Annotated in this window: 23 protein-coding genes and 1 pseudogene; 14 read left to right on the forward strand and 10 right to left on the reverse strand. The window is 69.9% G+C overall.

Features of this window, described 5'->3' with window-relative positions:
- Positions 1 to 438 (reverse strand): GntR family transcriptional regulator (locus tag ACWGJB_RS38460; RefSeq protein ID WP_453384687.1); only part of this gene is annotated, 438 nt, incomplete at its 3' end.
- 132 nt (positions 439 to 570) lie between these two features.
- Here ACWGJB_RS38460 and ACWGJB_RS38465 point away from each other — a divergent pair.
- From ACWGJB_RS38465 to ACWGJB_RS38475, 3 genes are all read left to right on the forward strand, one after another.
- A complete protein-coding gene (locus tag ACWGJB_RS38465; protein WP_453384688.1) occupies positions 571 to 855 on the forward strand; it encodes a hypothetical protein in 285 nt (94 codons plus the stop codon).
- Positions 856 to 937: 82 nt separating this feature from the next.
- A complete protein-coding gene (locus ACWGJB_RS38470) occupies positions 938 to 1,789 on the forward strand; it encodes an ATP-binding protein (protein WP_453384689.1) in 852 nt (283 codons plus the stop codon).
- The gene (locus tag ACWGJB_RS38475; protein ID WP_453384690.1) at positions 1,786 to 2,421 is read left to right on the forward strand and encodes a class I SAM-dependent methyltransferase; all 636 of its coding nucleotides are present in this window, start codon (positions 1,786 to 1,788) and stop codon (positions 2,419 to 2,421) included. The genes ACWGJB_RS38470 and ACWGJB_RS38475 overlap by 4 nt, the downstream gene beginning before the upstream one ends.
- Before the next feature lie 116 nt (positions 2,422 to 2,537).
- Here the strand turns inward: ACWGJB_RS38475 and ACWGJB_RS38480 are convergent, their stop codons facing one another.
- Positions 2,538 to 2,753 carry a hypothetical protein gene (locus ACWGJB_RS38480; protein WP_359438249.1) on the reverse strand — a complete coding sequence of 72 codons (216 nt, stop codon included), beginning with the start codon at positions 2,751 to 2,753 and terminating at the stop codon, positions 2,538 to 2,540.
- 853 nt (positions 2,754 to 3,606) lie between these two features.
- Between ACWGJB_RS38480 and lexA the strand changes: the two genes are divergently transcribed.
- Positions 3,607 to 4,278 (forward strand): transcriptional repressor LexA, encoded by a 672-nt coding sequence (gene lexA / locus ACWGJB_RS38485; RefSeq protein WP_390849055.1) that lies wholly within the window; start codon positions 3,607 to 3,609, stop codon positions 4,276 to 4,278.
- 245 nt (positions 4,279 to 4,523) lie between these two features.
- Positions 4,524 to 4,646, forward strand: coding sequence for a hypothetical protein (locus tag ACWGJB_RS38490; RefSeq protein ID WP_390849056.1), 123 nt, complete (start codon positions 4,524 to 4,526; stop codon positions 4,644 to 4,646).
- A gap of 132 nt (positions 4,647 to 4,778) precedes the next feature.
- Here ACWGJB_RS38490 and ACWGJB_RS38495 read toward each other — a convergent pair whose 3' ends face one another.
- On the reverse strand, positions 4,779 to 5,021 hold the full coding sequence (locus ACWGJB_RS38495; RefSeq protein WP_390849057.1) for a DUF6207 family protein: 243 nt from the start codon (positions 5,019 to 5,021) through the stop codon (positions 4,779 to 4,781).
- Between the two features lie 96 nt (positions 5,022 to 5,117).
- On the opposite strand from ACWGJB_RS38495, the gene ACWGJB_RS38500 reads away from it, so the two are divergent.
- The gene (locus ACWGJB_RS38500; RefSeq protein WP_453384691.1) at positions 5,118 to 5,477 is read left to right on the forward strand and encodes a hypothetical protein; all 360 of its coding nucleotides are present in this window, start codon (positions 5,118 to 5,120) and stop codon (positions 5,475 to 5,477) included.
- Between the two features lie 227 nt (positions 5,478 to 5,704).
- Here ACWGJB_RS38500 and ACWGJB_RS38505 read toward each other — a convergent pair whose 3' ends face one another.
- Positions 5,705 to 6,733 (reverse strand): DNA polymerase Y family protein, encoded by a 1,029-nt coding sequence (locus ACWGJB_RS38505; RefSeq protein ID WP_453384692.1) that lies wholly within the window; start codon positions 6,731 to 6,733, stop codon positions 5,705 to 5,707.
- A 26-nt stretch (positions 6,734 to 6,759) separates the two neighbouring features.
- On the reverse strand, positions 6,760 to 10,212 hold the full coding sequence (locus tag ACWGJB_RS38510) for a DNA polymerase III subunit alpha (protein WP_453384693.1): 3,453 nt from the start codon (positions 10,210 to 10,212) through the stop codon (positions 6,760 to 6,762).
- Between the two features lie 262 nt (positions 10,213 to 10,474).
- Between ACWGJB_RS38510 and ACWGJB_RS38515 the strand changes: the two genes are divergently transcribed.
- Positions 10,475 to 11,638, forward strand: coding sequence for an ATP-dependent DNA ligase (locus ACWGJB_RS38515; protein ID WP_453384694.1), 1,164 nt, complete (start codon positions 10,475 to 10,477; stop codon positions 11,636 to 11,638).
- A 158-nt stretch (positions 11,639 to 11,796) separates the two neighbouring features.
- Here ACWGJB_RS38515 and ACWGJB_RS38520 read toward each other — a convergent pair whose 3' ends face one another.
- Both ACWGJB_RS38520 and ACWGJB_RS38525 read right to left on the reverse strand, forming a co-directional pair.
- Positions 11,797 to 12,225 (reverse strand): hypothetical protein, encoded by a 429-nt coding sequence (locus tag ACWGJB_RS38520; protein ID WP_409083627.1) that lies wholly within the window; start codon positions 12,223 to 12,225, stop codon positions 11,797 to 11,799.
- Entirely contained in the window at positions 12,222 to 14,321 is a 2,100-nt protein-coding gene (locus tag ACWGJB_RS38525) for a hypothetical protein (RefSeq protein ID WP_453384695.1), read from the reverse strand. The genes ACWGJB_RS38520 and ACWGJB_RS38525 overlap by 4 nt, the downstream gene beginning before the upstream one ends.
- A 451-nt stretch (positions 14,322 to 14,772) precedes the next feature.
- Between ACWGJB_RS38525 and ACWGJB_RS38530 the strand changes: the two genes are divergently transcribed.
- Entirely contained in the window at positions 14,773 to 15,627 is an 855-nt protein-coding gene (locus ACWGJB_RS38530) for a Swt1 family HEPN domain-containing protein (protein WP_453384696.1), read from the forward strand.
- 29 nt (positions 15,628 to 15,656) lie between these two features.
- On the forward strand, positions 15,657 to 17,396 hold the full coding sequence (locus ACWGJB_RS38535; protein WP_453384697.1) for a DUF7380 domain-containing protein: 1,740 nt from the start codon (positions 15,657 to 15,659) through the stop codon (positions 17,394 to 17,396).
- Between the two features lie 189 nt (positions 17,397 to 17,585).
- Here ACWGJB_RS38535 and ACWGJB_RS38540 read toward each other — a convergent pair.
- A pseudogene (locus ACWGJB_RS38540) lies at positions 17,586 to 17,702 on the reverse strand (methionine synthase); the annotation flags it as partial.
- An 86-nt stretch (positions 17,703 to 17,788) separates the two neighbouring features.
- A complete protein-coding gene (locus ACWGJB_RS38545; RefSeq protein WP_453384698.1) occupies positions 17,789 to 19,039 on the reverse strand; it encodes an AlbA family DNA-binding domain-containing protein in 1,251 nt (416 codons plus the stop codon).
- 70 nt (positions 19,040 to 19,109) lie between these two features.
- Between ACWGJB_RS38545 and ACWGJB_RS38550 the strand changes: the two genes are divergently transcribed.
- Positions 19,110 to 19,334, forward strand: a complete 225-nt coding sequence (locus tag ACWGJB_RS38550) for a hypothetical protein (protein WP_453384699.1) — start codon at positions 19,110 to 19,112, stop codon at positions 19,332 to 19,334.
- Between the two features lie 61 nt (positions 19,335 to 19,395).
- Positions 19,396 to 19,683: a hypothetical protein gene (locus ACWGJB_RS38555; protein ID WP_453384700.1), complete on the forward strand. Its 288-nt coding sequence runs from the start codon at positions 19,396 to 19,398 to the stop codon at positions 19,681 to 19,683.
- A 79-nt stretch (positions 19,684 to 19,762) separates the two neighbouring features.
- On the opposite strand, the gene ACWGJB_RS38560 is transcribed toward ACWGJB_RS38555, so the two are convergent.
- Positions 19,763 to 20,380: a hypothetical protein gene (locus ACWGJB_RS38560; RefSeq protein WP_453384701.1), complete on the reverse strand. Its 618-nt coding sequence runs from the start codon at positions 20,378 to 20,380 to the stop codon at positions 19,763 to 19,765.
- Between the two features lie 351 nt (positions 20,381 to 20,731).
- Between ACWGJB_RS38560 and ACWGJB_RS38565 the strand changes: the two genes are divergently transcribed.
- The 3 genes from ACWGJB_RS38565 (at position 20,732) to ACWGJB_RS38575 (ending at position 22,387) form a co-directional block, all read left to right on the forward strand.
- Entirely contained in the window at positions 20,732 to 21,046 is a 315-nt protein-coding gene (locus ACWGJB_RS38565; protein ID WP_453384702.1) for a hypothetical protein, read from the forward strand.
- The gene (locus ACWGJB_RS38570) at positions 21,036 to 21,581 is read left to right on the forward strand and encodes a bifunctional DNA primase/polymerase (protein WP_453384703.1); all 546 of its coding nucleotides are present in this window, start codon (positions 21,036 to 21,038) and stop codon (positions 21,579 to 21,581) included. The genes ACWGJB_RS38565 and ACWGJB_RS38570 overlap by 11 nt, the downstream gene beginning before the upstream one ends.
- A 251-nt stretch (positions 21,582 to 21,832) precedes the next feature.
- Positions 21,833 to 22,387: a hypothetical protein gene (locus tag ACWGJB_RS38575; RefSeq protein ID WP_453384704.1), complete on the forward strand. Its 555-nt coding sequence runs from the start codon at positions 21,833 to 21,835 to the stop codon at positions 22,385 to 22,387.
- The last annotated feature ends 30 nt before the right edge of the window (positions 22,388 to 22,417 follow it).

Here is a 22,417-nt window from a genome sequence, read left to right on the forward strand (position 1 = left end):
GGGCTTGCCGTCGGCGAGGAACTCGTACGCCGTGCGCACGGTCGGGTCGCCGGGCTCGATGCCAAGGCGCCGGGCGATGCGCTCCGGGGCGGGCGTGCGGGCCTCGGAGGCTGACTCCCAGGTTCCGTTGCTGCCGACCTCGTACATGTCGGCGCGGAAGGGGCTGCCGCCGCGGCGTTCGCGGTGCCGGGAGCGGATCATCCGGCGCCGCTCGCGTGGCGGGGCCACGTAGGTTCCTGACCCCGCGCGGCCCTCGAGGAGTCCTTCGACAATGAGGCGCTCCATGGCCTTCTGCAGCACGTTGGGGCCCACGCCGTAGTGCTGGGCGAGCTGTGCGCGGGAGGGCAGCCTCGCGCCCACCTCCCACTCGCCCTGCGCGAGTCGACGCCGCAGGTCGCTTGCGACCACCTGGTGCGGCGGCGGCTCGGCGTTGCCCATGCGCGGACTCCGTACTGGTCGGCGGCTGCTCTCGGTGCCGGTTCACGGCTCTCGATTGACAAGTTAATGCATCAGGTTCAAGCTAATGCATCAGATATACGTTACGTGATCACGCGTGTACAGGGGAGATCCGTGAGCTCGCCGACGACCAGGGCCACCGCGATCGCCTCCATGCTCAGCACCGCGCTCGGCATACCTCTGGGAGACGACGATCCCGAGGCCGTCCGGACCGAAGCCACCGACACCGGTCTCCGTATCTCGGCACCGGTCCCCGCAGCGCTCAGCGAAGCGGTCCACGTCCACGTGCTCGCCTTCCTGACGCGAACCGCCGACCGCTTCGGACACACCCAGCACGACGGCACTTCCGTCATCTGGGCCGAGATCGAGACGGTCGGCGCCGGAAGGGAAGCCCCGTGAGCTTCCCCGCCTACACGGCGCCCCGCCTCCGTCAGCTGCATCGCGCCGAAACGATCACCTCGAAGGCTTTGGAGCTGACGGCATGACCCATCCGACACCCATCACTGCCAGCCCGCCCCGCACACCGGCGGCGGACGCCCCGGCCGGTGCGGACGTCGTGCTGTACGCGACCAGCATCAACTCCCGGATCGCCGTTCAGACGCTCGCGACCCTGCGTAACTTCGCCGAACAGCAGGGGTGGACCGTCGCACACGAGGCATACGACCTGGCACCCCTGCACATCCCGGCTCGACAGCGCACCGGTTGGCGCACCGTCGAACGGCTCCTGGCCACCGGCGAGGCAGCCGGCCTGGTCGTACCGGCCGAGCACGAGGTAGCCACCACCCCGGCAGAGCAGCGAGAACTTCGCGAGTGGCTGCTGAGCCTCCCGGCGTTCGCCGCCTACCCCCACGCCGGACACCATGAAACGCTCCCGCCCGTCACCGAGGCCTCCGGCGACTCGGAGGCCGTCCTCACCGCGCCTGTCGACCGGGAATGGTCCCGTTCCTACGCCATGGCCCCGGCGAGCCTGCGCCAACTCCGGGACCATGCCCGCATGTTCCTGACCCTGCTGGGATGGCCCGGTGACATCGCCACCGCGATCGAGGTGCTGTCCCGGCTCGCGCACAACGCCGTCCTGCACGCCCAGCCCGACGACAAGGCGCCTACGCGCATGGCCGTACGCCTGGCCGTGACCGAGGACGATGCGCTGGTGATCGACGTGCAGGACCCGCGCCCGGACATCCCGCTCAGCGACGCCGCCCGCGATGGCGAGAAGGGAAGAGGGCTGAAGTACGCACGCCTCCTGGGCGCGAGGCTCAGCTGCTTCATGTCCGAGGACGCCCGCTTCAAGACGGTCCGGGCTCAGCTGCTGCCGGGCGAGGTGTCGCTGTGACCCGCTCGCAGGCCTCCGCCGAGGCGGCAGGACATGAAACCGGCAGCCCAAACGGAGTGCGCCTGTCGCCCGAGCAGTGGGACCACTGGTACCAGACCGGCTGGCCCACCATGGTCAGCCACAAGGAAGCCCAGCTCTTCTACAACCACGTCGCCCCGAGCCCCGGAACATCAGCCGTGGACCTCGCGTGCGGCAACGGCCAGTGGACTCGGCAGCTCGCCGCCTGGGGGCTGAACACACACGGCTTCGACTTCTCCGCCGAAGCCCTCCGCCAGGCCACAGCGGCCGGGGCGCCCAACGTTACGTACACGTACTGGGATATCGACGGCGATCCCATTCACCACAACCTGCGTCCGGGCAGCGTCCACCTCGTGACTTGCCGCTACGCGCTCCCGTATCTCCAATACGAGCGGCTGCTGACAGACGTCGGACGCTGGCTGCTTCCCTCCGGCACCTTCTACGCGCTCGTGTACGTCGACCAGCCCGGCGTAAGCAGGAAGCCGGACGCCGATCCCTTCCACCGGGGCTTCACCGAAGACGAAATCCAGGCTCTGAGTTCCGGATGGGCATTCCGCCGGACGTACTCGCTGAGCCGGAGCCAGAAGGCGGTTGTACTGCGCGGCTACAGCTGAACACGCCCCTGCCGTCCGGCCAGCGGCACAGTCGGAAACCAGCTCCCGGCGCCGGGCCATGCCCCTTCCCCCGAGGGCGGACCCGGCGCCGGGTCTTGCACAGGGCAAAGCAGAGTTCAGCGGCGGACGTGGATACGGACCTGGACCGTTCCGCCAGTGGCAGCCGCCGCGGCTCCGAGTCCGATCACGGGTGCTAGGTAGTCGCTGTTGCCGCTGAGAGTGAGCACGATGACGGCGATGATCGTGCCCAGCACGGATAACGCGCTGATCCAGGTGAGCGCCTTCGCCATGGTCGATGAAGGCGCCGAGGGGCTACGGTCGGTCTGAGTCACGGGGATGTACTCCTCCAGTTCCGGGGTTCTTCTGTGACCCGGGGAGAAGCCGGCCGGACCGGCGTGACGGGCTGTCCAGCCCGGCTTCCCCTCGGGAGATCGTGTGGTGCAGTTCGGACCGGTGCGTGCGCCGGCATTTCTCCGATCGAAGCCGAGCGCGCTGCGCGCCAACACCCCCTTCAGGCGGCGGACTCCGCTAACGCCGTTAAAGATCGTTAAGCGCGCCGTCATCGAAGCACGGTCGTCTCGCGTTCGGGGCAGCTCTCTGAACGTGGCCGCGAAGTGGCCACGCTTCGCCGAGATGGCCATGAAGTGGCCAAGCAACGGCCGCGGTTCCGCGTTGACATACGCCCCGGCACCATGGTCGTCCGGAGCGCCCAGGACCTCTGTCCTCCCTTCTGTGCCGGTACTCCGATGGAACGCCGACACCGCCTCGGTCACGAGCCCCGTCGGGCATGAACCTTGTGAACGGTGCACGCGATGCGCGAGAACCCGCGCTTCGTCTACGTGAAGTGATCGAAGCACCTGGTGCTGCGCGAGCAGAGGCCTCTGCCGTAAGTGGGGTGAAGTGGGGAACAGCCCGCCGGAGCCCCGGATTGGGGTGCTTTACGCCTTCGGTCCCCGCCCCGGAAGTCCGGTACGCCCCGCTTAGCGGCACTGGGCTGCGCTCATGGAAGTGGGGCGAAGTGGGGGACCGCTGCCCCTTGACGCGTCGGGTCGGTGTGTCGAGCTGGAGATGCTCGAAGCGCAGACCTGCACCTTCTTCTCCGAGGACGTCGTAAACAGTGTTCCTTTTACGCGGGATGGCGGGTTATCGTCGCGCTCTGCGAGATCTTGTACGGAGGTGCCCCGGATGGAGAACGCCGCGCCCGCACGCCGAGGTCGTCCTCCGGGTATCCGGACTGCCGAGGGGGAGCTGACGAGCCGCCAGGCGGCGATCGTCCGCTGTATCACGGAGGCGGTCCGCCGACAGGGCTACCCGCCGTCAATGCGGGAGATCGGCCAGACCGTGCATCTCGCGAGCACATCCTCGGTCGCCCACCAGCTGATGGCGCTGGAACGCAAGGGTGTCCTCTACCGTGATCCGCACCGTCCCCGTGCCTACCGGGTGCGGCCCTCGTGGGCGCCCGATCTGGGAGACCGGAGCGAGACGCCCGTCGACGTGCCGCTCGTCGGCCGGATCGCCGCCGGCGCACCCCTGCTCGCCACGGAGATGGTCGAGGACGTCTACTCCCTGCCCCGCCAGGTCGTGGGCGACGGCGACCTGTTCGCCCTCACTGTGTCCGGCGACTCCATGATTGACGCGGCGATCTGCGACGGCGACATCGTCACCGTCAAGCGGCAGGACAGCGCCGACCACGGCGACATCGTCGCCGCGCTCCTGGACGACGAAGCCACGGTGAAAGTGCTGCGCCGACAGGACGGGCGGGTGTGGCTCATGCCGCGCAATGCGTCGTATCAGCCGATCCCCGGCGACGAGGCGCGGATCCTCGGCAAGGTTGTCGGCGTCCTCCGCCTTCTCTGAACAGCCCGGCCCGGCCTGCCACGACGCCGAGCGGGGTACGGACGAACCGATAGCCTTTTCCGACTCGGCAGCCCGGACGACCCGCTGGTGCAGAAGGTCGCCAAGCAGGCACGGCTGCTGCAGGCCAGCCGGGTGGGCTACCGCAAACGGGACAGCCTGTACGAGGCGTACATCCCCGACGGCACGGCCTTCGGAGGGCGATCGCTGCCACCGATCCGCGGCCTGTCCTTGGCCGCGGCAGCGGCATGCGCGTCCAGCCCGGCCGGGACGAAGAGTTCGACCAACTGCACACCGACTACTTCGCCGTCTGGGACCGATCCCGCGCGTACACGGCCGCCGTCCTCGCTCTACTGAAGGCCCGCACGTAACGACCCCCGCTCGCCCGACGTCGAGTTGACCCGCGGCGACTTCACCCGGAGACCCCGCGCACCTGGACCTGGTGTGGCACCGTGGACCCGGGCGGGTCCGTCACTCCCCCCGTGGTGACGGACCACGCCTCACTATGTCCCCGCCGACACCCGCTCGGGCGGGGAAGCCTCCTCGAGGACCTGCCGCAGATCGGTGTACATCCGCAGCCGCACACCCGGCTGGCCGGCATCTCGGGTGGTGCATTCGGCGGGCGCGGTTCCCCAGGTCCGGGCGATCGCGGCCTGGAAGGCGAGGACGGTAGCGTCGTCGATACCCGCCACGTCGATGACGAGCAGGCCGGGTTCGGACAGGTGCACTTCTTGGATCGGTTCCACGCCTGTCAGTACGTCTTCGTGCCCGCCGGGGTTCTCTGCAGGCTCCGGATTCACCCGACCGGGCGAGTGTCAGTGCCGACGTCTACCGTCCCTTACATGACCACTTCGCCGAACTTCCGTGACAACGCATGGGTGTTGGAGGCCACCATCCAGACAGTGCCGGCCGCCGATGCCCAGTGGCAGAAGCAACTCGACAAGCTCCGCGAGATCGCCGCGTACGAGCCGGAGACGCAGACGTGGCACGCCCGGCTTGGCGCGCTCGACCTGGCGGGCGTGCAGATGCTGCAGACCCTCTTCGACGCCGCACGCGTCCACGGCACCACGGTGGACCTCGCGCCCGTGGCGGTCCCGGCACACTGGAACGGCCCCGTCTTCACGAGGACTCCGGACGTGGCCGCTCTGCTGGAGGCTCAGACCGAGCGCGGTCGGCCGCTCGGTAAGCCGCCTCTGGCTTGAGGAGCCCGCGCCGGCTGAGGATCTCGAGCGCGTTGTCCGCCGCCTGGAGGTAGCCCGCGCGGGTGCGACGCTCGTCCGCAATCGCGTCGAAGGCATAGATCAGCCGGGCGACTTCCTCGCGTACCGGCCGTCCGCTGTCATCCGGGACAAGCAGGTCCCAATAGCTGTCCTGAGTCATCGCCGCTCCTCGGCAGGGGGGTGCCTACCGTTGCCTGACGCTGTCGCGCTTATGTCGCACGCGGTCCTTCGGGACGACTGCCTTGGGCCCGGTGCCGAGCTGAGGAGCGACGTGAGCCGATGGCGAGGGCGGCGGGGTAGAGCACTTGGTGCCCGAAGCGGGCGCGGGCGCGATCGGAGACGGCTTCGATCGCGAGGGGCTTGTCGTCACTCGCGTCGAGGGTGAGCTGCCGGGTGGCCAGGTCGACGGGCCGAAGGGCGTCTGCGCGCAGCGCGATGCTGCGGACCCGGGCGCGCTGGAGCCCGAGGGATTCGTAGACCACGTACGCCGCGCGGGCCAGGAGCACGGTGTGCTGAGTCGCTTCGGACAGGACACGGCTGCGGCGGGTGGAGCTCTGGTCGGCGTAGTGGATGGTGCAGGTCAGGCCGCTCGCGATCTGGCCGGAGGTGCGGAGGCGGGCGCCGAGGTCGTCGGCGAGGGCGAGCAGGGCGCGACGGTGCTGGGTCGGGTCGAGTTCGTCGCGGACGAAGCGGTGCTCGGTGCTGATGCTCGCCGGGGCCGGGGTGGGGTCGACGATGGCGGTGTCGCGGCCCTGGGCGTGCTCGTGGAGGGCACGGCCAGCCCGGGCGCCGAGCAGACGTTGCAGCGTGAGCTGGGGGACTTGGACAACATCGCCGACTGTGTGCAGGCCGTACTCGCCGAGCGTCGCGGCGGTCCGCACGCCCACACCGGGCAGCTCCCGGACCGGGCGCGGGCGCAGGAAGTCGGCGATCGCTTCGGGGGAGTCGTCGATGACGGTGCGCTGCCCAGGTGGGGTGAGGGCGCAGGCCATGGCGGCGAGCATCCGGTTGGGGGCGCAACCCGCCGAGCTGTGTAGACCGAAGTGGGCGAGCGCGCGCAGCTGGACCAGCTCGGTCAGGCCGCGGGCGTCCCGTTTCCAGTACGGAATCGCCCCGGTCAGGTCCAGCACAGCCATGTCCGGCTCGATCATCTGCACACGCGGTGTGATGTCCTCCAAGAGGCGGCGGAGCCGCTCGGGGAGTTCGGCGTCGTAGCCGGCCGGGAGGCCGAACCGCAAGTGAAGGATGCGACGACCCATAGCGATCACCCGGCACTTCCCTGACTCCGGTGGCCGAGGCGGCGCAGGTCTGCCGAGCGGGTGCCGGCGGGCTGGAGGTCGGCGTACGGGTGCAGGCGGGCCCCGGCGGTGCCGTCGGCGAGCGTGCGCTGCGGGGCGGCGGGCTGGGCTGGGGTGGGGGCTGGGCTGGTGCGGCCGAGGAGGTCGAGGGCGGCCTGGGGGCCGTGGTCGCGGCGGGCAGCGGCCACCTCGTCCAGGTCCCAGGCCATCTCGCCGACGACGGTGCGGCGCGGGCCGCGGGCCTCAACTGTGCCGCGGACCAGCAGCAGACCGGAGTGGAACACGGTGTGCGCGCACGCCTCGTGGGAGTCCTCGAAGAAGGCGATGTCGACCAGTCCGGAGCCGTCCTCCAGCGTGCAGAAGATGATCCGCTTGCCAGACGGGATGGGCGGCGTCTGCGTGGAGGCCCGCACTCCGGCGACGAGCACCTTCTGCCCGGGCACCATGCCGCGCAGGTGGGCGGCGTCGGTCGCGCCGAGCTCGCGCAGCAGCCGGTGGTGGTGCTCCATCAGATGCTGGCTCACGTCGATGGAGAGGGTGTCGAGTTCGGCCCCGAGCTTGTCGCGGCTGCTCATTTCCGGCAGCCCGCTCGGGGCTGCGGTCACCAGTTCGCCGCCCAGCGGCAGCTGCCCGTCGGTGGCCGTGCGGTTGCGGGACTGTCGGTGCAGTTCGGTGGCCTGCAGCAGCAGGTCCCGGCGGGTCAGGCCGGGGGAGAGGGCGTCGAGGGCGCCGATGCGGATCAGGCGCTGGGCGAGCGGCAGGGACGGGCGGGCGCGCAGCCACAGATCCTGCAGGCCGGTGTAGGGCTGGCCGGCCACCAAGCGGGCGGTCTCCGCCTCGGTGATGCCCTTGACCGTGGAGAACGCCAGGCGCACCCCCCAGCCCTGCTCGGTCTGCTCCACGCTGTGCTGCCCGCGGGAGCGGTTGACGTCGACGGGCAGCACGGCAACGCCGTGGCGGCGAGCGTCGGCGACGATGACCCGGCGCGGCCACATGCCCGGATCGTGCTCCAGCAGCCCGGCGTACAGATACGCCGGGAAGTGCGCCTTCAAGTACGCGGACTGCAGGGCAGGGACGGCGAAGGCCACCGCGTGAGCGCGGCAGAAGCCGTACGCGCCGAAGGAGGAGACGGTCTCCCACACCTCGTCCAGAACGTCCATGGGGTAGCCGCGCTCGCTGGCCATACGACGGAACCACTGCTCGACCTTCGGCAGCCGGTCGGGGTCGGCCAGGGCGCGGCGGGCGACGTCGCCGACGGCACGGTCACAGCCGGTCATCGTCGCCAGGATCGCGATGATCTGCTCATGCCAGATCACCACGCCGTAGGTGTCGTTGAGCACCGGCTCCAGATCGGGGTGCGGGTACGTGGGGGCGGCGCCGTGCCGGGCGGCAATGTATAGGGCAGGCATGCCCCCGGAGACGGGGCCGGGGCGGAAGAGGCTGATGTCGGCAACGACGTCCTGCATGTGCCGGGGCTGCAGGCGGCCCACCAGATCCTGCTGACCAGGGCTTTCGAGCTGGAAGAGGCCAACGGTGTCCGAGGCCCTGATCATCTCGAAGGCCTGCTGGTCGTTCAGGCTGACGTTGTCGGGGTTGTCGAGATCGAGCACGCGTCCGGTCGTGCGGCGGATCTCGGCGACCGCGTACGCCATCGCGGATTGCATGCGGACGCCCAGGACGTCGAGCTTCAGGAGACCAAGATCTTCGACGTCCTCCTTGTCGGCCTGCACCATCGGATAGCCGGCCGGGGTCGGCTGCACCGGAAGCCGGTCCAGCAGCGCCGCGTTCGACAGGATCACTCCGCACGGATGCATGGCGTAGCCTCGGGGCAGCGCGTCCAGGCCTTCGGCGAGCTCCCACAGCGGCCCGAACTTTCCGGCCTGGGAAGCGAGTTGCCGCAGCTCCGGCAGCTCGGCCAGGGCACCGCGGATGTCCCGGGCCCGGACGTGCGGAAAACTCTTGGCTATCTCGCCGACGACCTGCGGCGGAATCCCGAGGGCAAGGCCGGTGTCCCTCAGGGCGTGCCGGGCCCGGTAGGTCTCGGGCATGCCGGTGACCGCGGTCCGCTCCCGACCGAATCGCTCGATGATCGCGTCGTACACCTCCAGGCGCCGCTCGGACTCCACGTCGAGGTCGATGTCCGGCAACGACGTGCGCCGCTCGCTGAGGAAGCGCTCGAACAGGAGCCGGTGTTCGAGCGGGTTGGCGGTGGCGACGAACAGCGCGTGGTTGACCATGGAGCCGGCGCCGGAGCCGCGCGCGGCGACCCGGATTCCCAGCGCCCGGGTGTCCGCGACGACCTGGGCCACGGCCAGGAAGTACCCCTCAAAGCCCAGCCGTCCGATGACCTCCAGCTCGTAGCGGAGCTGTCGTACGGCATGTTCATCCGTGTCCAGGCCCCGGGCGACCATCCCGGTCTCACACCGCTGCCGCAGCAGCCGCATTGCTGAACCGCGCTCGGGGCCAGCGCCGACGACGGAGGGTTCGGGGAAGTGGGGTCGCCCGAGCCCGAGATCGGCCGGGGTGAGGGTGCAGGACTGGCCGGTGGCCTCGGTCTCGGCCAGGAGACGGACCGCCCGGGCGGGGCCGTTGCCGACGGCCTGGGCGATGCGGTCGGCGGCCGCCGCCATAGCGTCCGGGCCCTTCAGCCAGCGTTCGCCGCCATCCAGATGCCGTCGGTCGACGGGCCGCAGCAACCGGGCTGAGTCGAGAACGTCGGCCAGCCGGTGCTGGTCGGGGTCGGCGTAGCGGACCGCGTTCGTCAGCACCGTACGGACGCCGAGCTGGTCGGCCAGGCCCACGGTGCGCGCGGCCAGCCGCAGTGATCCCGCTCCGGTGCCCTGCCGTCCCAGGCACACGGTTTCCAGCCGCAGCTGCTCTTCGGCCAACTCCCGCCACGGCGCGAGCAGCTGCTCGGCAACGTCGGGGCGGCCGGCCGACAGGGCCCGCACCGGTTCGGAGGCCGGGCCCAGCAATACCACCAGGTTCTGGTCGGCGTGCGCGTGCAGGGTGGTCCAGGACACGACCGGCGCCGCACCGTCGGCCTCGGCGTGTGCGGCGGACACCAGGCGGCACAGCCGTGCCCACCCGGCCGCGTTCTGCGCGAGCAGGGTGATCCGCAGCGGCGGCTCAAGCACGTGCGCGCCGCCGCGCACCGGCGTACGCGGCCGCCTGGCGGCCGGGTCGGGCGAGGTGAACGGGGCGACGGCGACATCGACACCGAAGACGGGGCGGATTCCGGCGGCCGCGGCGGCGGTGGCGAAGCGGACCGTGCCCGCGACGGTGTCCCGGTCGGTCAGCGCTAGCGTCGTCATCCCGCGCTCGGCGGCGCGCTGCACCAGCGCGCCGGGGAGGGAGGCGCCGTAGCGGGCCGAGTAGCCGGAGGCGACGTGCAGATGAGTAAATCCACGGCCCCGCACCTCCGTCTATCGCCTGTCCCTCCCCTGACCTGGTTCCTCTTAAGGTATCCACCATAACGCAGAATAGTACAAGCGTTCGAACGGGTGGTTTCGATACCGCCCCGCTCCGAGCAGTGGCCGCAATGAGCGGGAGGGCCCTGAATCAGAGGCCCGGGACGGTGGTGTGTGACGTGCGTCTCACTTCGCGTTTCGATCCTGTATGGCGGCCTGCTTCTCAGCGGAAGGGGTGAGGCCGGCGACCGTCCGGCCCGGAGAGGCAGGCATGCCCAACCTGTTCGAGCACCTCGCTCTGCTCGCGGCGCTCGTCACCCTCGCGACGATCGCCCTCGCCTCGCTCGCGGTCGACGCTGGCGACGAGCTCGCCGAGCCCCAGGCCCGCGTCCTGTGTGCGGCGGTCAAGGCCATCGAGCACGTCGCGATCGCCTATGGCGCGACCCTGGCCGCCCAGGACGCCCCGCTCACGCTGGTCGTGAAGGCGGTGATGCCCCTCTCAGGTAGCTTCCGTCCGCATGCACGGGCGCCGCGGCGGCCGGAGTCTGATCGTGTGGACTTTCCCGTCGACGTCGCACTCGCCGAGCTCGTCCCGACCTTGCCGGTCGGGACGGGCTGGCGGTACGAGATGAAGTTTGACGGCCACAGGACCGTCATCTGGCGGGACGCGGAGACCGTCCGGCTGCAGGCCCGCTCCGGGCGGGACGTCACACCGGTCTGGATGGACCTGGCCCTTGCTGCGCTCGACATGCTCCCGCCGGGCCTGGTCCTCGACGGAGAGGCAGTGATCTACGCCCACGGACGGATCGATTTCGCGGCCGCGCAGTCGCGCGCCCTGTCCACCCCGGCCCGCGCGCGCCGCCTCGCCGAGGACCTGCCCGCCCATTTCGTGGCGTGGGACGTCCTTCTCCACCCCGAGCACGGCGACGTCCGGGGACGGCGGTACGACGACCGCCGTGCCCTACTCGTCGACCTGCTGGAGGCGTACGACATCAAGCCGCCGATCCAGCTGGTCCCGATGACCGACGACCCGGCAGTGGCCATGACCTGGTACCAACAGCTCCCGGAGCACGGCATCGAGGGCATCGTCGCCAAGCAGGCCACCTCCGTCTACAGGACCACAGGTCGGGTCTGGAAAAAGATCAGGCATTCCGAGACCGTGGAGGCCGACATCGTCGGCTACACCGGGCCGGCCGCGCGGCCGCGGGCACTCGCGGTCCGGCTCCCCGACGGGCGCGTGGCGCTCACCCAGTCCCTGAAGGCGCCGCTCGCGGCCCAGGTCGCGGTACACCTCGCGGCGAGCGGCCCGCCGCGCGGCACGCGCACCTGGGCGGGGGAGCCCTACACCACTGCCGCTCCCGGTCTGGTGGTTGAGGTTCTGGCCGGGACGACCCGCCACGCCGTGGTGACAGTGACCCGGCTCCGCAGTACGTGAAACCGAGTTCCGTGTCAGACAACCTCGAGTCGGCATCCGCATGTTCACTCCCGAGGACTTGGCCACACGTCGTGGACCACCCGCCCGAAGGGCGACGGCGGATCGGGGTCACCACTGGGTGGTGGCCGGCACCTACGTGGGTGTCGGCCACCATCGCGTTAGGCGACCAGGGAGAGCCAGTTCGTCGCCGGGGGCCAGCGGCGCGGCTTCATGCTCTGCCGAACGCCGAGCAGGTCCGCACATCGCCCCTCGACGGCGTTCAGGGCCTCGGTGGGCGTCAGGTCGTCCAGGTGCAGGACCCGCACGCAGGCGAAGACGGCCCTCTTGGCCGGATCGCGGTCGTGCCCGTCGAGGCGCCCGGGCAGACCGTCGAGGCGGCTTGCCTGACCGAGCCAGCGCAGCCGTCCGGCGATGTCGGTGACCAGGTAGATCCCCGTGAGGACACCCAGGTCGTTGAAGTGCCCGCGGTCCGCCCACGGGAGCGGTCGCAGGTAGGTCGCTTGCAGGTAGCGGCCGCCGACGAGCGCCAGGCCGGCCAGGAGCGGTGCGGTCAGCACCGGCCCAGCCGGCAGCACGGAGCGGCTCACCGCTCGCCCTCCGCGTTGGCGACCTGCTCAGTGGCCGAGTCGATGGTGACCTCGGTCTCGCCCTTCATGTCGGACAAGCCGGCCTGCATATAACCCAGATCCCGCTTGAGTCGGATCAGGGCCTGCTCCATCACCTCGACGCTGTAGGAGGGCGGATCGGCCAGCGCGGGCTTGCCGACCGCCGCGCCGGCGGCGATGGCCTCGCGAGCCACGGCCAGCGCGGCAAGGAAGGCCTGCGGCAACTCACTGGACAGGCTCGTGACGAGGCGCAGCTGGGCGTCGAGGAGGACCTGCTCCGGGCTCCTCTTCGGCTGCTGGGGCGGGGCGCTGTCCGACGCGCTGGGGCGGTCGTCCACCTTCTTCTTGGCGCGCCCGGTTTTCGGGAAGGTCACGCTGAACCAGATACGGTCGGCGACAGTGCCGTCGACCGGAGCGCCAGTCTCATCGATCTGCCGGGGCGGGGTGCCGACGTCGTTGGCGCGGGCGATCTCGCGCATCAGGGCGATGGTCTGCACGGGCTTCAGCAGCAGGGCGTTGCGGGCGCTGACGCCGCTGCGCCGGCCCGGTCCCCGCTGGCCGTCGGCCGACCCGCGGTCGGCCTCGACCATGCCGTGTTCGGCAAGCCAGTGCAGACCCCGCGTCACGAGGAAGTCGTACAGCTCGGTCTTGTCGGCCTCGGCCTGGACCAGCGCGGTCCGCCAGTCCGGCAGGTCCGCGAGGGTGCCGCGCGTGGCGATGAAGTTGGAGTAGAGCGTGCCGTCCAGCAGGCGCGGGTTCCACCGGGTCCGGTAGCCCTCGGCGATAGCGGCGGAGACCATGCGCAGCCGGAGGGTGACGTTCTCCTCGCGGCTGTCGTAGTGCCGCTCGGGCTCGCCGAGGACCCGGGCCACCTCGCGGTCGTGCTCCAGCTCCTTAGGGAAGGCCATGCCGAGCAGCGCCCGGTCGCGGCGGTCGCGGGCGTCGGTGACCGATCCGGGGAGGGCGTCCGGCTCGCTGTCCTCGCCGGCGAGCCAGGCCCGTACGGGCTCGGTGATGCGGCCTGAGGTCTTCGCCTCGCGCAGGACCGCGCGCATGTCGGAGGTCGACTTCTCCGCGAGCGGGTAGTCGAGCTGCGGGCGGCGGTGGTCGGCGCGGTTCGGGTCGAACACCGTGTTGTGGAACTCGGCGGGGTTGTCCGTCCCGACGATGATCTGCATCTGAACGGTTGCGACCTCAGCGGCAGCCTGGGCGGTTTCGTGCAGGCGGTGCCCGGTCGAGGCGAACGCGTTCCGCAACGTGTTCGCGAAGGCGGGGACCCAGATGACGGGGTCGGCGATGTATTCCGGCGGTGCGGGCTGGCCGGCCCTCGGCTCCGGCAGGTCGAGCTTGTCGATAGGGACACCGAAGGCAGTGCTGCGTGCAGTCAGCCCGTGAAGCTTGAGACGGGCCCGGGAACGGTTGCTGCCCTTGATGGCCACCAGGTCGACGACCTTGCGGATGACAGGGGCGCCCTGGTGGTTCTCGGTGATCGTCCGCACGAAGGGCACGTGCATGGTGCGGTTGGTCTGGCCGAAGACTGTCATGTCCTCGGCGAGGTCGTAGCCGCGCTTGCGGTCGGCCTCGGTGAGGGCGACGTCCATGATGCCCAACAGGGTGTTGAGGACGGTGGGCTCCACCGGCTCGGCGGTCGTCACGAACGGCAGCGGGGTGCCGTCCGGGCCGGACCCGGTGGTTAGCCTCGGGAGCACCCGGACAGGGGAGGCGTCGAGTTGGGCAGGACTGTCGAAGGCGCTGCGCACACGTTCGTTGTATTCGGTCGGGGTGCCGGCGAAGCCGTGCGTGGTCACCGACAGGACGTGCAGGCCCGTCTGCTCGTCCTTCACGATCACCCCGGAGCGAAGGCGGTGGACTGTCTCCGTCCGCGCCTTCGTGAGGTAGCGCTTCGGGCGGATCACGTAGGCCGCGATGGCGTCGGTCACCAGCGGGGGCAGTCCTGTGTCGAGGGCCAACGCCTCGGAGAAGGCCCGGGTCCAGCTGTACGTGTCGGCGCCGGGGAACGGGTTAGCCCGGGTGGAAGGCTCCGCCTCGGAGACGGTCGCCAGGTTAATGGTCGTCATGATCAGACTTCCAGGAGTGGGCGAGTCGGCCCGGGCCGGTCGGTCCGGGCAGAGCAAGGGCCCGGACCCCGGTGGAGGAACTCCGGAGTCGCTGTATCAGTCACCGCACGCCGAAGACGATCTGAGCAACTGTCACACGCGTCCGTCTCCCGACCGTGTGGTGCGCGACCTACCGAGCCCGCTCGACGAAGAGAATCGGGGAGCTGAGCTGGGTGACCATTGCGCTTCCTCTGCCCGTACGGGCCATGAGGGGTGGTGGAGAGCCGGCACAAGCCGAATGCTGGCGTGATCGTACGGCATGAAATGGGGCTCGGAAAAACGAATTTGACAGGTCGTCGGCGCTCCGGGGCCAGCGACCGATTGGGGGCCGCGCGGGGGGATAACCCGGTGACGTGAGGCGTCCGCCTTCGGGATGATGATGGTCCTGCGGTCACACGGGGTGGAGGAACCGATGCCACAGATGCAGCCGGCGGAGGCGCTGGCGACGTGTGAGCAGGCGTTGCGGAGCCTGATCGCCTCGGTGTTGGCCAAGAAGCTGGGCACGGACTGGGTCTCCCAGGTGTTCCCCGAGGAACGGGCGGTCAAGATCCGGGGGATCCGGGATGAAGAGGCCGGCCGCCGAACACGCCGTGGGGTCGCTTCGGTTCCAAGCAGCGAGCTGGCGTACGCCCAGTTCTTCGACATCCTCGCCCTGCTGAAGAAGTACTGGGCAGACTTCAAGCCCGCGCTGGGCAATCACAGCGAGACGTTGGGGCTGCTCAGCCGCTTCGAAGCACTGCGCAACTCCGTGGCCCACAGCCGGGACCTGCTTCCATTCGAAGAGGAACTGCTGAGCGGCATCGCCGGCGAGATCCGGAACAGGGTGACCATCTACATGAGCAGCCAGGACCCGGCGGGGGACTACTTCGCGCGGATCGACAGCGTCATCGACAGCCTTGGGAACTGCATCGACACCTTCCCGCCGGACCCCATGGAGCACGGGGTCTCGCTTCGGACCGGCGCGGTGCTGCACCCCGGCGACACGATCACTTTCCGGTGCCGCGGCACTGACCCCCAGGGCCGTGACCTCACGTGGTGGGTCCTTCCGACCCGCGACACAGACAACCCCTGCTACACGGGCCGGGATCTCGACATCGTCTGGCGCGTCAGCAGCACCGACGTCGCCGCGCGCCGGAACGTCCACATCTACATGAAGAGCAGCGGTCCCTACCACCGGGTCAACACGGGGACGGACGGCTTCGACTACTGCGCCACGTTCATCTACACCGTCCTCCCTGGCGAGGACTCCGCGACCGCGACGTCCTGAGGCGCCGGACCGGAAGACAGGAACGAACGATGACGGACGTGTACCCCTCCGTACTCGCGGCGCTGGACGCTGCGTCGTCGGCCACCTACCCGTCGCACTCGATCGTGGCCGAGGGGCTGGCGGTCGCGGCCGACCGGCAGGCATGGCCCGAGGCGGAGCACCGGCACCTGGAGGCGCTGCGTGCCGCGATGCTCTTCTTCACCCGGTCCGACGGCACGTTCCGCGGTGAGTATCACGGGTCCGGAGAGGCACTGTGGCCACGCGAGGTGCGCCAGATCCCGCAGGACGCACAGGAGATGTGGGCGGCGTACGCGCAGGCGGCCCACCACCCGGCCGTACGCGCACGACTGCACCACCTGTTGTGGGCGGCACGCCATGGAAAACGCCCCATTGAGCACCTGCGCGCAGCGGTGGACGCGTACCGCCAGGCAGCCCCCATCCTCAGGGACGGGACGGGGACGTTCGCCTCGATCGGCCGGATGCAGGCCGCTGACGCACTCGTCGCGGCGTACGGACTGGCCGCATCGACAGGGCAGCCGGTGCTCTCGGACGTCGTCGCCGACATGCTCGCCCTCGCCGACATGGCGCTGGGTTGGGAGGATCCGGCTCCAGGCGTCGTCGCAGCGTTGACCGAGCCGTTGCTCGAACACCGGGAGTACCACGACAGGGTGCGCCCGCTGCTGGAGCGAGCCGTGGAGGGATACCGGTCCGATCTCCACAATGGCGTGCTGTTCCTGACCGATCTCCGCAAGACGGCGGCCGACGACGACGAACGCAGCGCCATCGACCAGCGCGTCATCGACGCCTACACCGACCACGCCGAGCGGTTCGGCGGCGTGGCCAAGCTGATGTGCCTCGAGGAAGCCGCGGCGTACGCCCAGAAGATGGGCCTCGCCGAGGCGCTGGAGGAGATCCGCCGCCAGCAGCAGCGCCTGACTCGCGACGACCTCGACCTGGTGCGCATCGGGCTGCCGATACAGATCCCCGCCGACTTTTTCACTCCGGCCCTCTCGGCCATCGACGCCGCCGACGACCTCGGCGAGGCCTTCCGGGCAGTCGCCGCAGCCACGCCTCTGTTGTCCGGGGCCGCGGACACGTCCATCCCCGAGGACACACTTCAGGGCCTACTGCGTCTCCCGACGGCCAAGATCAACATGAATGGTCCCGTCGTCACCACGCCCTTTGCCAAAGCCAGCTCAAGACCAGTCGGAACCGACACCCGCACCCTCGTCCTGGACCTGCACGGCCTTCAGCTGGAAGCCCAGCTCGACCGAATCCAGGAACGCTTCGTCCCCACCGTCGACGACCTCCTCGCCCTCTTCGTCCACCCTCCGGTCGCCCCGCCCGAGCGGATGCGCGGGCTCGCCCGTGCCTTCCAGGCCTACTTCGAGCACGACGATGACGTCGCCGTCGAACTCGCCCTCATCCGCATCGAGGGCCTACTGCGCCGACACCTGAAGGCCACGGACATCCCTGTCATCCAGCATTCTCAAGGGGATCGACCCGGCCAGGTCGGCCAACTCGGCGCACTCATTGCGGACATGGAGACCGCTGGCTTTGAAGCACCCTGGCCGACCGTCTTCCGCCTCTTGCTCGCCGACCCGAACGAAGGCATGAACCTGCGTAACGAGGTCCTCCACGACCTGACAGAGCGCCGCCCACCTCGGCACCGGATCGCCCTGGTCCTCCAGGCCGCCCTCGTGGTGCTCCGCTCGATCACCGCACAGCAACCACCCGAGGAAGCGGCGGAAGCCGACACGCCGGGATGAGCGCCACCCCGGCGGCCGTTGTCCGCACACCGGTGAGGTGACCCTCGATAATGCGGAAGGTCCTTGCCGGAACGAACCCGGCACGCCGTGGTCACGGTCACCCGGCTGCGGAGCACGTGATCCGAACCGAGCGCGCCCCGGGCACAGCGGCGCGAACATCTCTTTCAGCGTCGACCTCGTGTCCCTCCGGTCTGACAATGCCGTGTCCGTGCCCGGTACGACCCCTGCGAAGAGCCGGGTGCCCCCTTCCACGGCCTCGCCATTCGCGTCGTCGTCACGCTCGGTGAGGAGCGAGACGTCGCAGGAGGCGCCCAGCCCGTGTTTGCCTTGGTCGACAGTCCGTGGTCCGTCGTACGCGGTGACCCGATCAGGGGACCTGGAGAATCAGTCGGTCAGGACTGGAGCAAGTCGGGCACGGCGAACTGGTGAGTGAGGTCCAGCAGGAGCCGCTTCGCGGCCTCCGCACGGCGCTCGGGAAGTGCCACGAGATCGGCGACGGGAGCCTCCGTCGTCACAAAGCGGGCGGCCTGCGCCGGGAGACTTCCGTCGAGCGTGATGCTTCCGTCGATCTGCTCGTCGTACCGTCCGTCTCGTTCGGCGAGGGCCACGGGGCTGTTGGCGAGGATGTCTACACGGAGCTGAAGGACGCCGTCGGCGCCTCGCAGGCCGGCGTTGAGGACTGCGGCAGTCACCAGGTCGCGTACGGCGCTTTCGAGGTGAAGTTGGGGCAGCAGGGTGGGGCCGATCTGCACGTCGGAGCTTGCGTTCAGCCCGCCGCCGAAGGACCCGTCGTGGTGGAGTTCGACCTGGGCGCGGTCGCTGAAGGCGGTGTAGGGGCGGCTGGGTGTGAAGATGGAGCGGCGCAGCCCCACCACGGGGTACGGGGTCGACACGTGCCGGCGTAGCAGGCTCTGACTGCGGCCGGGGAGGGCGTCGAGGATCTCAGCCATGACCGGATCAGCAACCGACGGATTGACCGTCGGGGCCAATTCGACGGGCGCCGGCACGGTGGGGACCGCCGTCACGACGACCCACACCCGGCGCGGATCCTGCTGGAGGGACCGGTGGCGCAGCTCGTCGTACAACCGCTGCAAGTGGATCTGTGCATCCTGCCGGAGGGCGAACCGTCGCCCGTATGCCGCCTCGAGCTCGGACTCACCGAGCCACGGCGTGTCCGTGCCGACCCTTTTCGGGTACCGCATGACCTCCTTGTCCACGACCACCAAGTGCGGGGCCTCCGGACTGCGGGGGACCTCGACGACGACGGCCGAGCGGCCGGGAGAGGCAGACAGCGGCACGGCATAGACCTTGAAGGCAGGGATGAACGGTCGTACGAGCGAGGTGGCAACCTGTCGGAATTTGTCCACGAGGCTCCCGGCACGCTCGTCCGGCACTCCCAGGAGTTCGGCGGCGTGGTCGGCACCATCCTCGCGTACACCGGTGATGATGAGCCCGCCGCGGGCGTTGGCCAGAGCCGCGAAGTCCTTGGCGGTCTCGCGGTTGTCCTTCACATCATCGGCGTCCTGTTTCCAGTCGAGATCCTCCGCCTCGCTCAGGCCGAGAGCAACGGCCTGTTCGAGCATCTCGGCGGTCACGGGGCCGGGCGGTACGCCGATGGCCCGGTGCAGTGAGGTGTAAGACATCTCCGTACCCTACGGGTGCCGGACGGCCCGCCGTCGCCGTGTGGAAGAAGGCTGGACGGAGAGGAGTGCGATGGAGAGCCGGTATCTCGCCCGGCTGCGGTTCGTCGCCGCCGGCCCGGCCGTGCAGGGAGAGTGGACGGTCCTCGACACCGCCGAGGAGCGATACAAGACCTGGGTCGGGCTCTACAGCCAGAACCCGGCTGTGGTGATCCAGCTCATCGAGGAGACGAACGGCCTGGAGCATGTCCTTCGCACATGGACGGCCCAAGGCGAGACCGCATCCGCTGACCCATGAGCGTGCGACGTGCTGGTCAGCGGCACCGTGCCCCAAGGCGAGCGACATAGGATCCATGAACGTGGCACACACATTCGATGATCTTGTGGAGATGCAGAGAGCGGCCGACGAGGCGCACGGCCGGGTACGGGAACTGAAGGACACCTACGGTCGGCCCACGGCTCACCCCTGGTCGCCGGAGGAGACCGAGACGTACGAGACGGCTTGGCAGCACTGGCGGAATCTGGCCGGGGATGTCCAGGCCGCCGTCACCGCGCATGCCGGGCAGGAGGACAAGCCCCGCTTCGACGTCGAGGCTGCCGTACGGACAAAGGCCCGGCATCCGCAGCCGGAGCCTGCGTCAGCGTAGAAGACCGGGTTGCACCAACGGAGCAGCGGGTCCACGTCGATAGCCCAGCGTTGGGCCTACTCGGAGCCGGATACGCCGACTACCCGGCGAGCGAGGCCAGGCGCTGCATCTCGTCCCGGCCGTGGTTGCAGCACCGCCCGCACACCAGGCGGAGTCTGTTCGGCTTCTCCGGCAGCGGAATGTAGTACGGCATCCGGTCTTCGTCGTTGCGCTGACGCAGGTCGTAGTCGCATACGGCGCACAGCAGGCGCGCGGCCCGCGCCTGCTTCTCCGTCCAGACCGGCCAGTCTGCCGCCAGGGCGAAGCCCGTCACCGCAATGTCCTCAGCCTTCGGCTGGAAGATTGTGAAGCCCCAGCCCGGACAGTCGTCGGGGATGTTGTCAATGGACTCCTTCAGAGAGGGCATCCAGCGCACCAGGTGTGTCAGGTCCTTCCTGGCGATCCGGACCTCTTCGCCACGACGCAGCTGCTCGCTCCGGGAGTTGGCCAGGGGGAAACGGCATGCCGTCACCATCGTGTACGGCACCTCCAGCAGCTCCAGGTCCTGGCCGATCTCGGCGGCGGTGGCCTTCCGCTCGCCGCAGCCAGCCTCGCGCCACAGCGCGAGGCCGTCACTGTTCAGCACGCCGGACACCCTCACCGTGCTGATGACGCGCCGCTGCGCGGCCCGCACCTCCGGGAGAACTGTTTCCGCCATCGGATCACCCTCGTCTCGTCACAGCACCCGGGCGGGCACCGTCCGTCTGGTCAACGATTGGCAGCACCAGGCCGTTCGGTACGCCGGCACCTTTCGGCAGCCCGCCAGGAGCCGTGACCTGCCCACGCGCGGCAGCGCCCCGTGCGCCCCGCGTGTCAGTGGTATCCACTACCGTACGAAGTGGCGGTCAGTGGACCGTGGGCCCGGCTCGAAGGCCCGGAACCTGTTCGGCCCGTGACCGGATGTTCCTCCGAAGGTGCCCCGCGCCGAGCCCCCTCTGAGCACTTTCCTCGGCCGACGCTTCCTGCGTGGCGAGTCACGGGATCGCCGCGGCGCTGGAGGGGTTACGCCATGCCGAAGAACCACGCCCGCAAGAAGGAACTCGCTGCTATCAAGGGGACGTTCGGCGTCCGACACCACGATGCGGTCGCCATCCTGGACGATCCCCGCCGGGATGAGCTCTGCCAGGTCTTCACCGAGTACGCCGACGTGACGACGTACGCGGCGGCCGTCGAGGCCCTCGACCTTCCGGTCTTCATGTACGAGTTGGGCATCGACGAGCCGGACGAGCCCCGGGAGTACAGCTGTGAGGAGTGCGGGTTTTTCGGCACCGGATTCCACTGCTGCGAGTGCGGTGCCACCCACGAGTACCACTGTGTGTGCTGAGCCGCCCTCGACCACGGCCGCGGCCGTCGATCTGGTCCGGCGTGGGCTGGCGGTGTTCCCGCTCTCGCCCGGCGGTCGGCGGCCGGCCGGGAGCGGGTGGCATGTCCGCTGTCTGACGGAGCTCTCCCGCGTCCGTGCCGTGTGGCGCGAGGGCGACAACATCGGCGTCGGCTGCCGTGCTTCCCGCGTGGTCGGGCTGGACCTGGACGTCGAGGGCGACGGCCAGGCGGGGCTGGCGGCACTCGCCGCCCGGATCGGCCAGGACTGGCCTGACACCTTGACGGTGCGGACCCCGAGCGGGGGCTTGCACCTGTATTTCCGCGCCCCGGCCGAATGCACGATTGCCAGCCTCTCCGGGGGCCGGGCGGCGCTCGGGCAGGGCATCGACGTCCGTGGTCCCGGCCGGCGCAGCGGCGGGTATCTCATCGGCCCCGGATCCGTCGTGAACGGCACGCCCTACGTCATCAGCCGGGACGTGGCGATTCTCGAGCTTCCGGGCTGGATCGCGGACCGGGTCACCGTCCTCCCGGTGTGAAAGGCCTGCTCAACACCATCGAGCCCCCGTTGTCAGTGGCACCTACTACGGTAGATCCCGTAGTAAACGGCATGCCGCGAACCGCCGTTTCCGCTGCTGCCCCCGCGCCCACGCCGCACCGGGGCAGCGCCGCCGGACAAGGACCGAGACCGGGTCCCGCGCAGCACCACCCGAAGAGCCCGTCTGTCCGGCTGCGCCCCTTTCACGCGACGTCCGGCGGGAATGTGTGGGGTCCCGCTGTGGAGACGACCGTGACCAAATCCGGCAGCGACCACCTCAAGCGACAGGCCCGCGAGATCGCCCGCACCACAGGCCGGCGCTTCCCCGACGTCCTCGCCGAGTTGCGTCGTGCACCCCGTCCGTCGACGCCGCGTCGCTCGACGGAACTCGTCCTGCTCTGCAACGGCCTCGCGCACCCCATCGACGGCGGCCGCTGTGCCCGCCCCGCCGGCCACCACCTGCTCGACGGCACCTGGTCCTGGTGTTCCCCCGAGCCCGGCCTTGCCGCGCACGTCTGGCAGGGCTACCACCAGGCCGCCGATGAGGCCCGTAAGACGCAGCACGAAGCCTGGCTGGCCTCCCTGAACCCGGCCGAGCGCGCCGACTGGGAAGCCGAGCAGGAGGCGGCGTACTGGGCGGACATGGCGGCCGAGGCCCGCGAGCCGTACGACCCCTACGACGACAAGCACGACGAACTGGTCCTGGACGCCCTGGACGACGAGCGCCGGGCCGACGAGACGGACTTCGACGAGTACGACGACGGTGCGTGGGCCGACGAGGAGATGTGGGACGGGGCCTACCGGTGAACCGCGACCGGATCACCGCCAACGCCCCCG

This window comes from Streptomyces sp. NPDC054813, assembly GCF_053611365.1.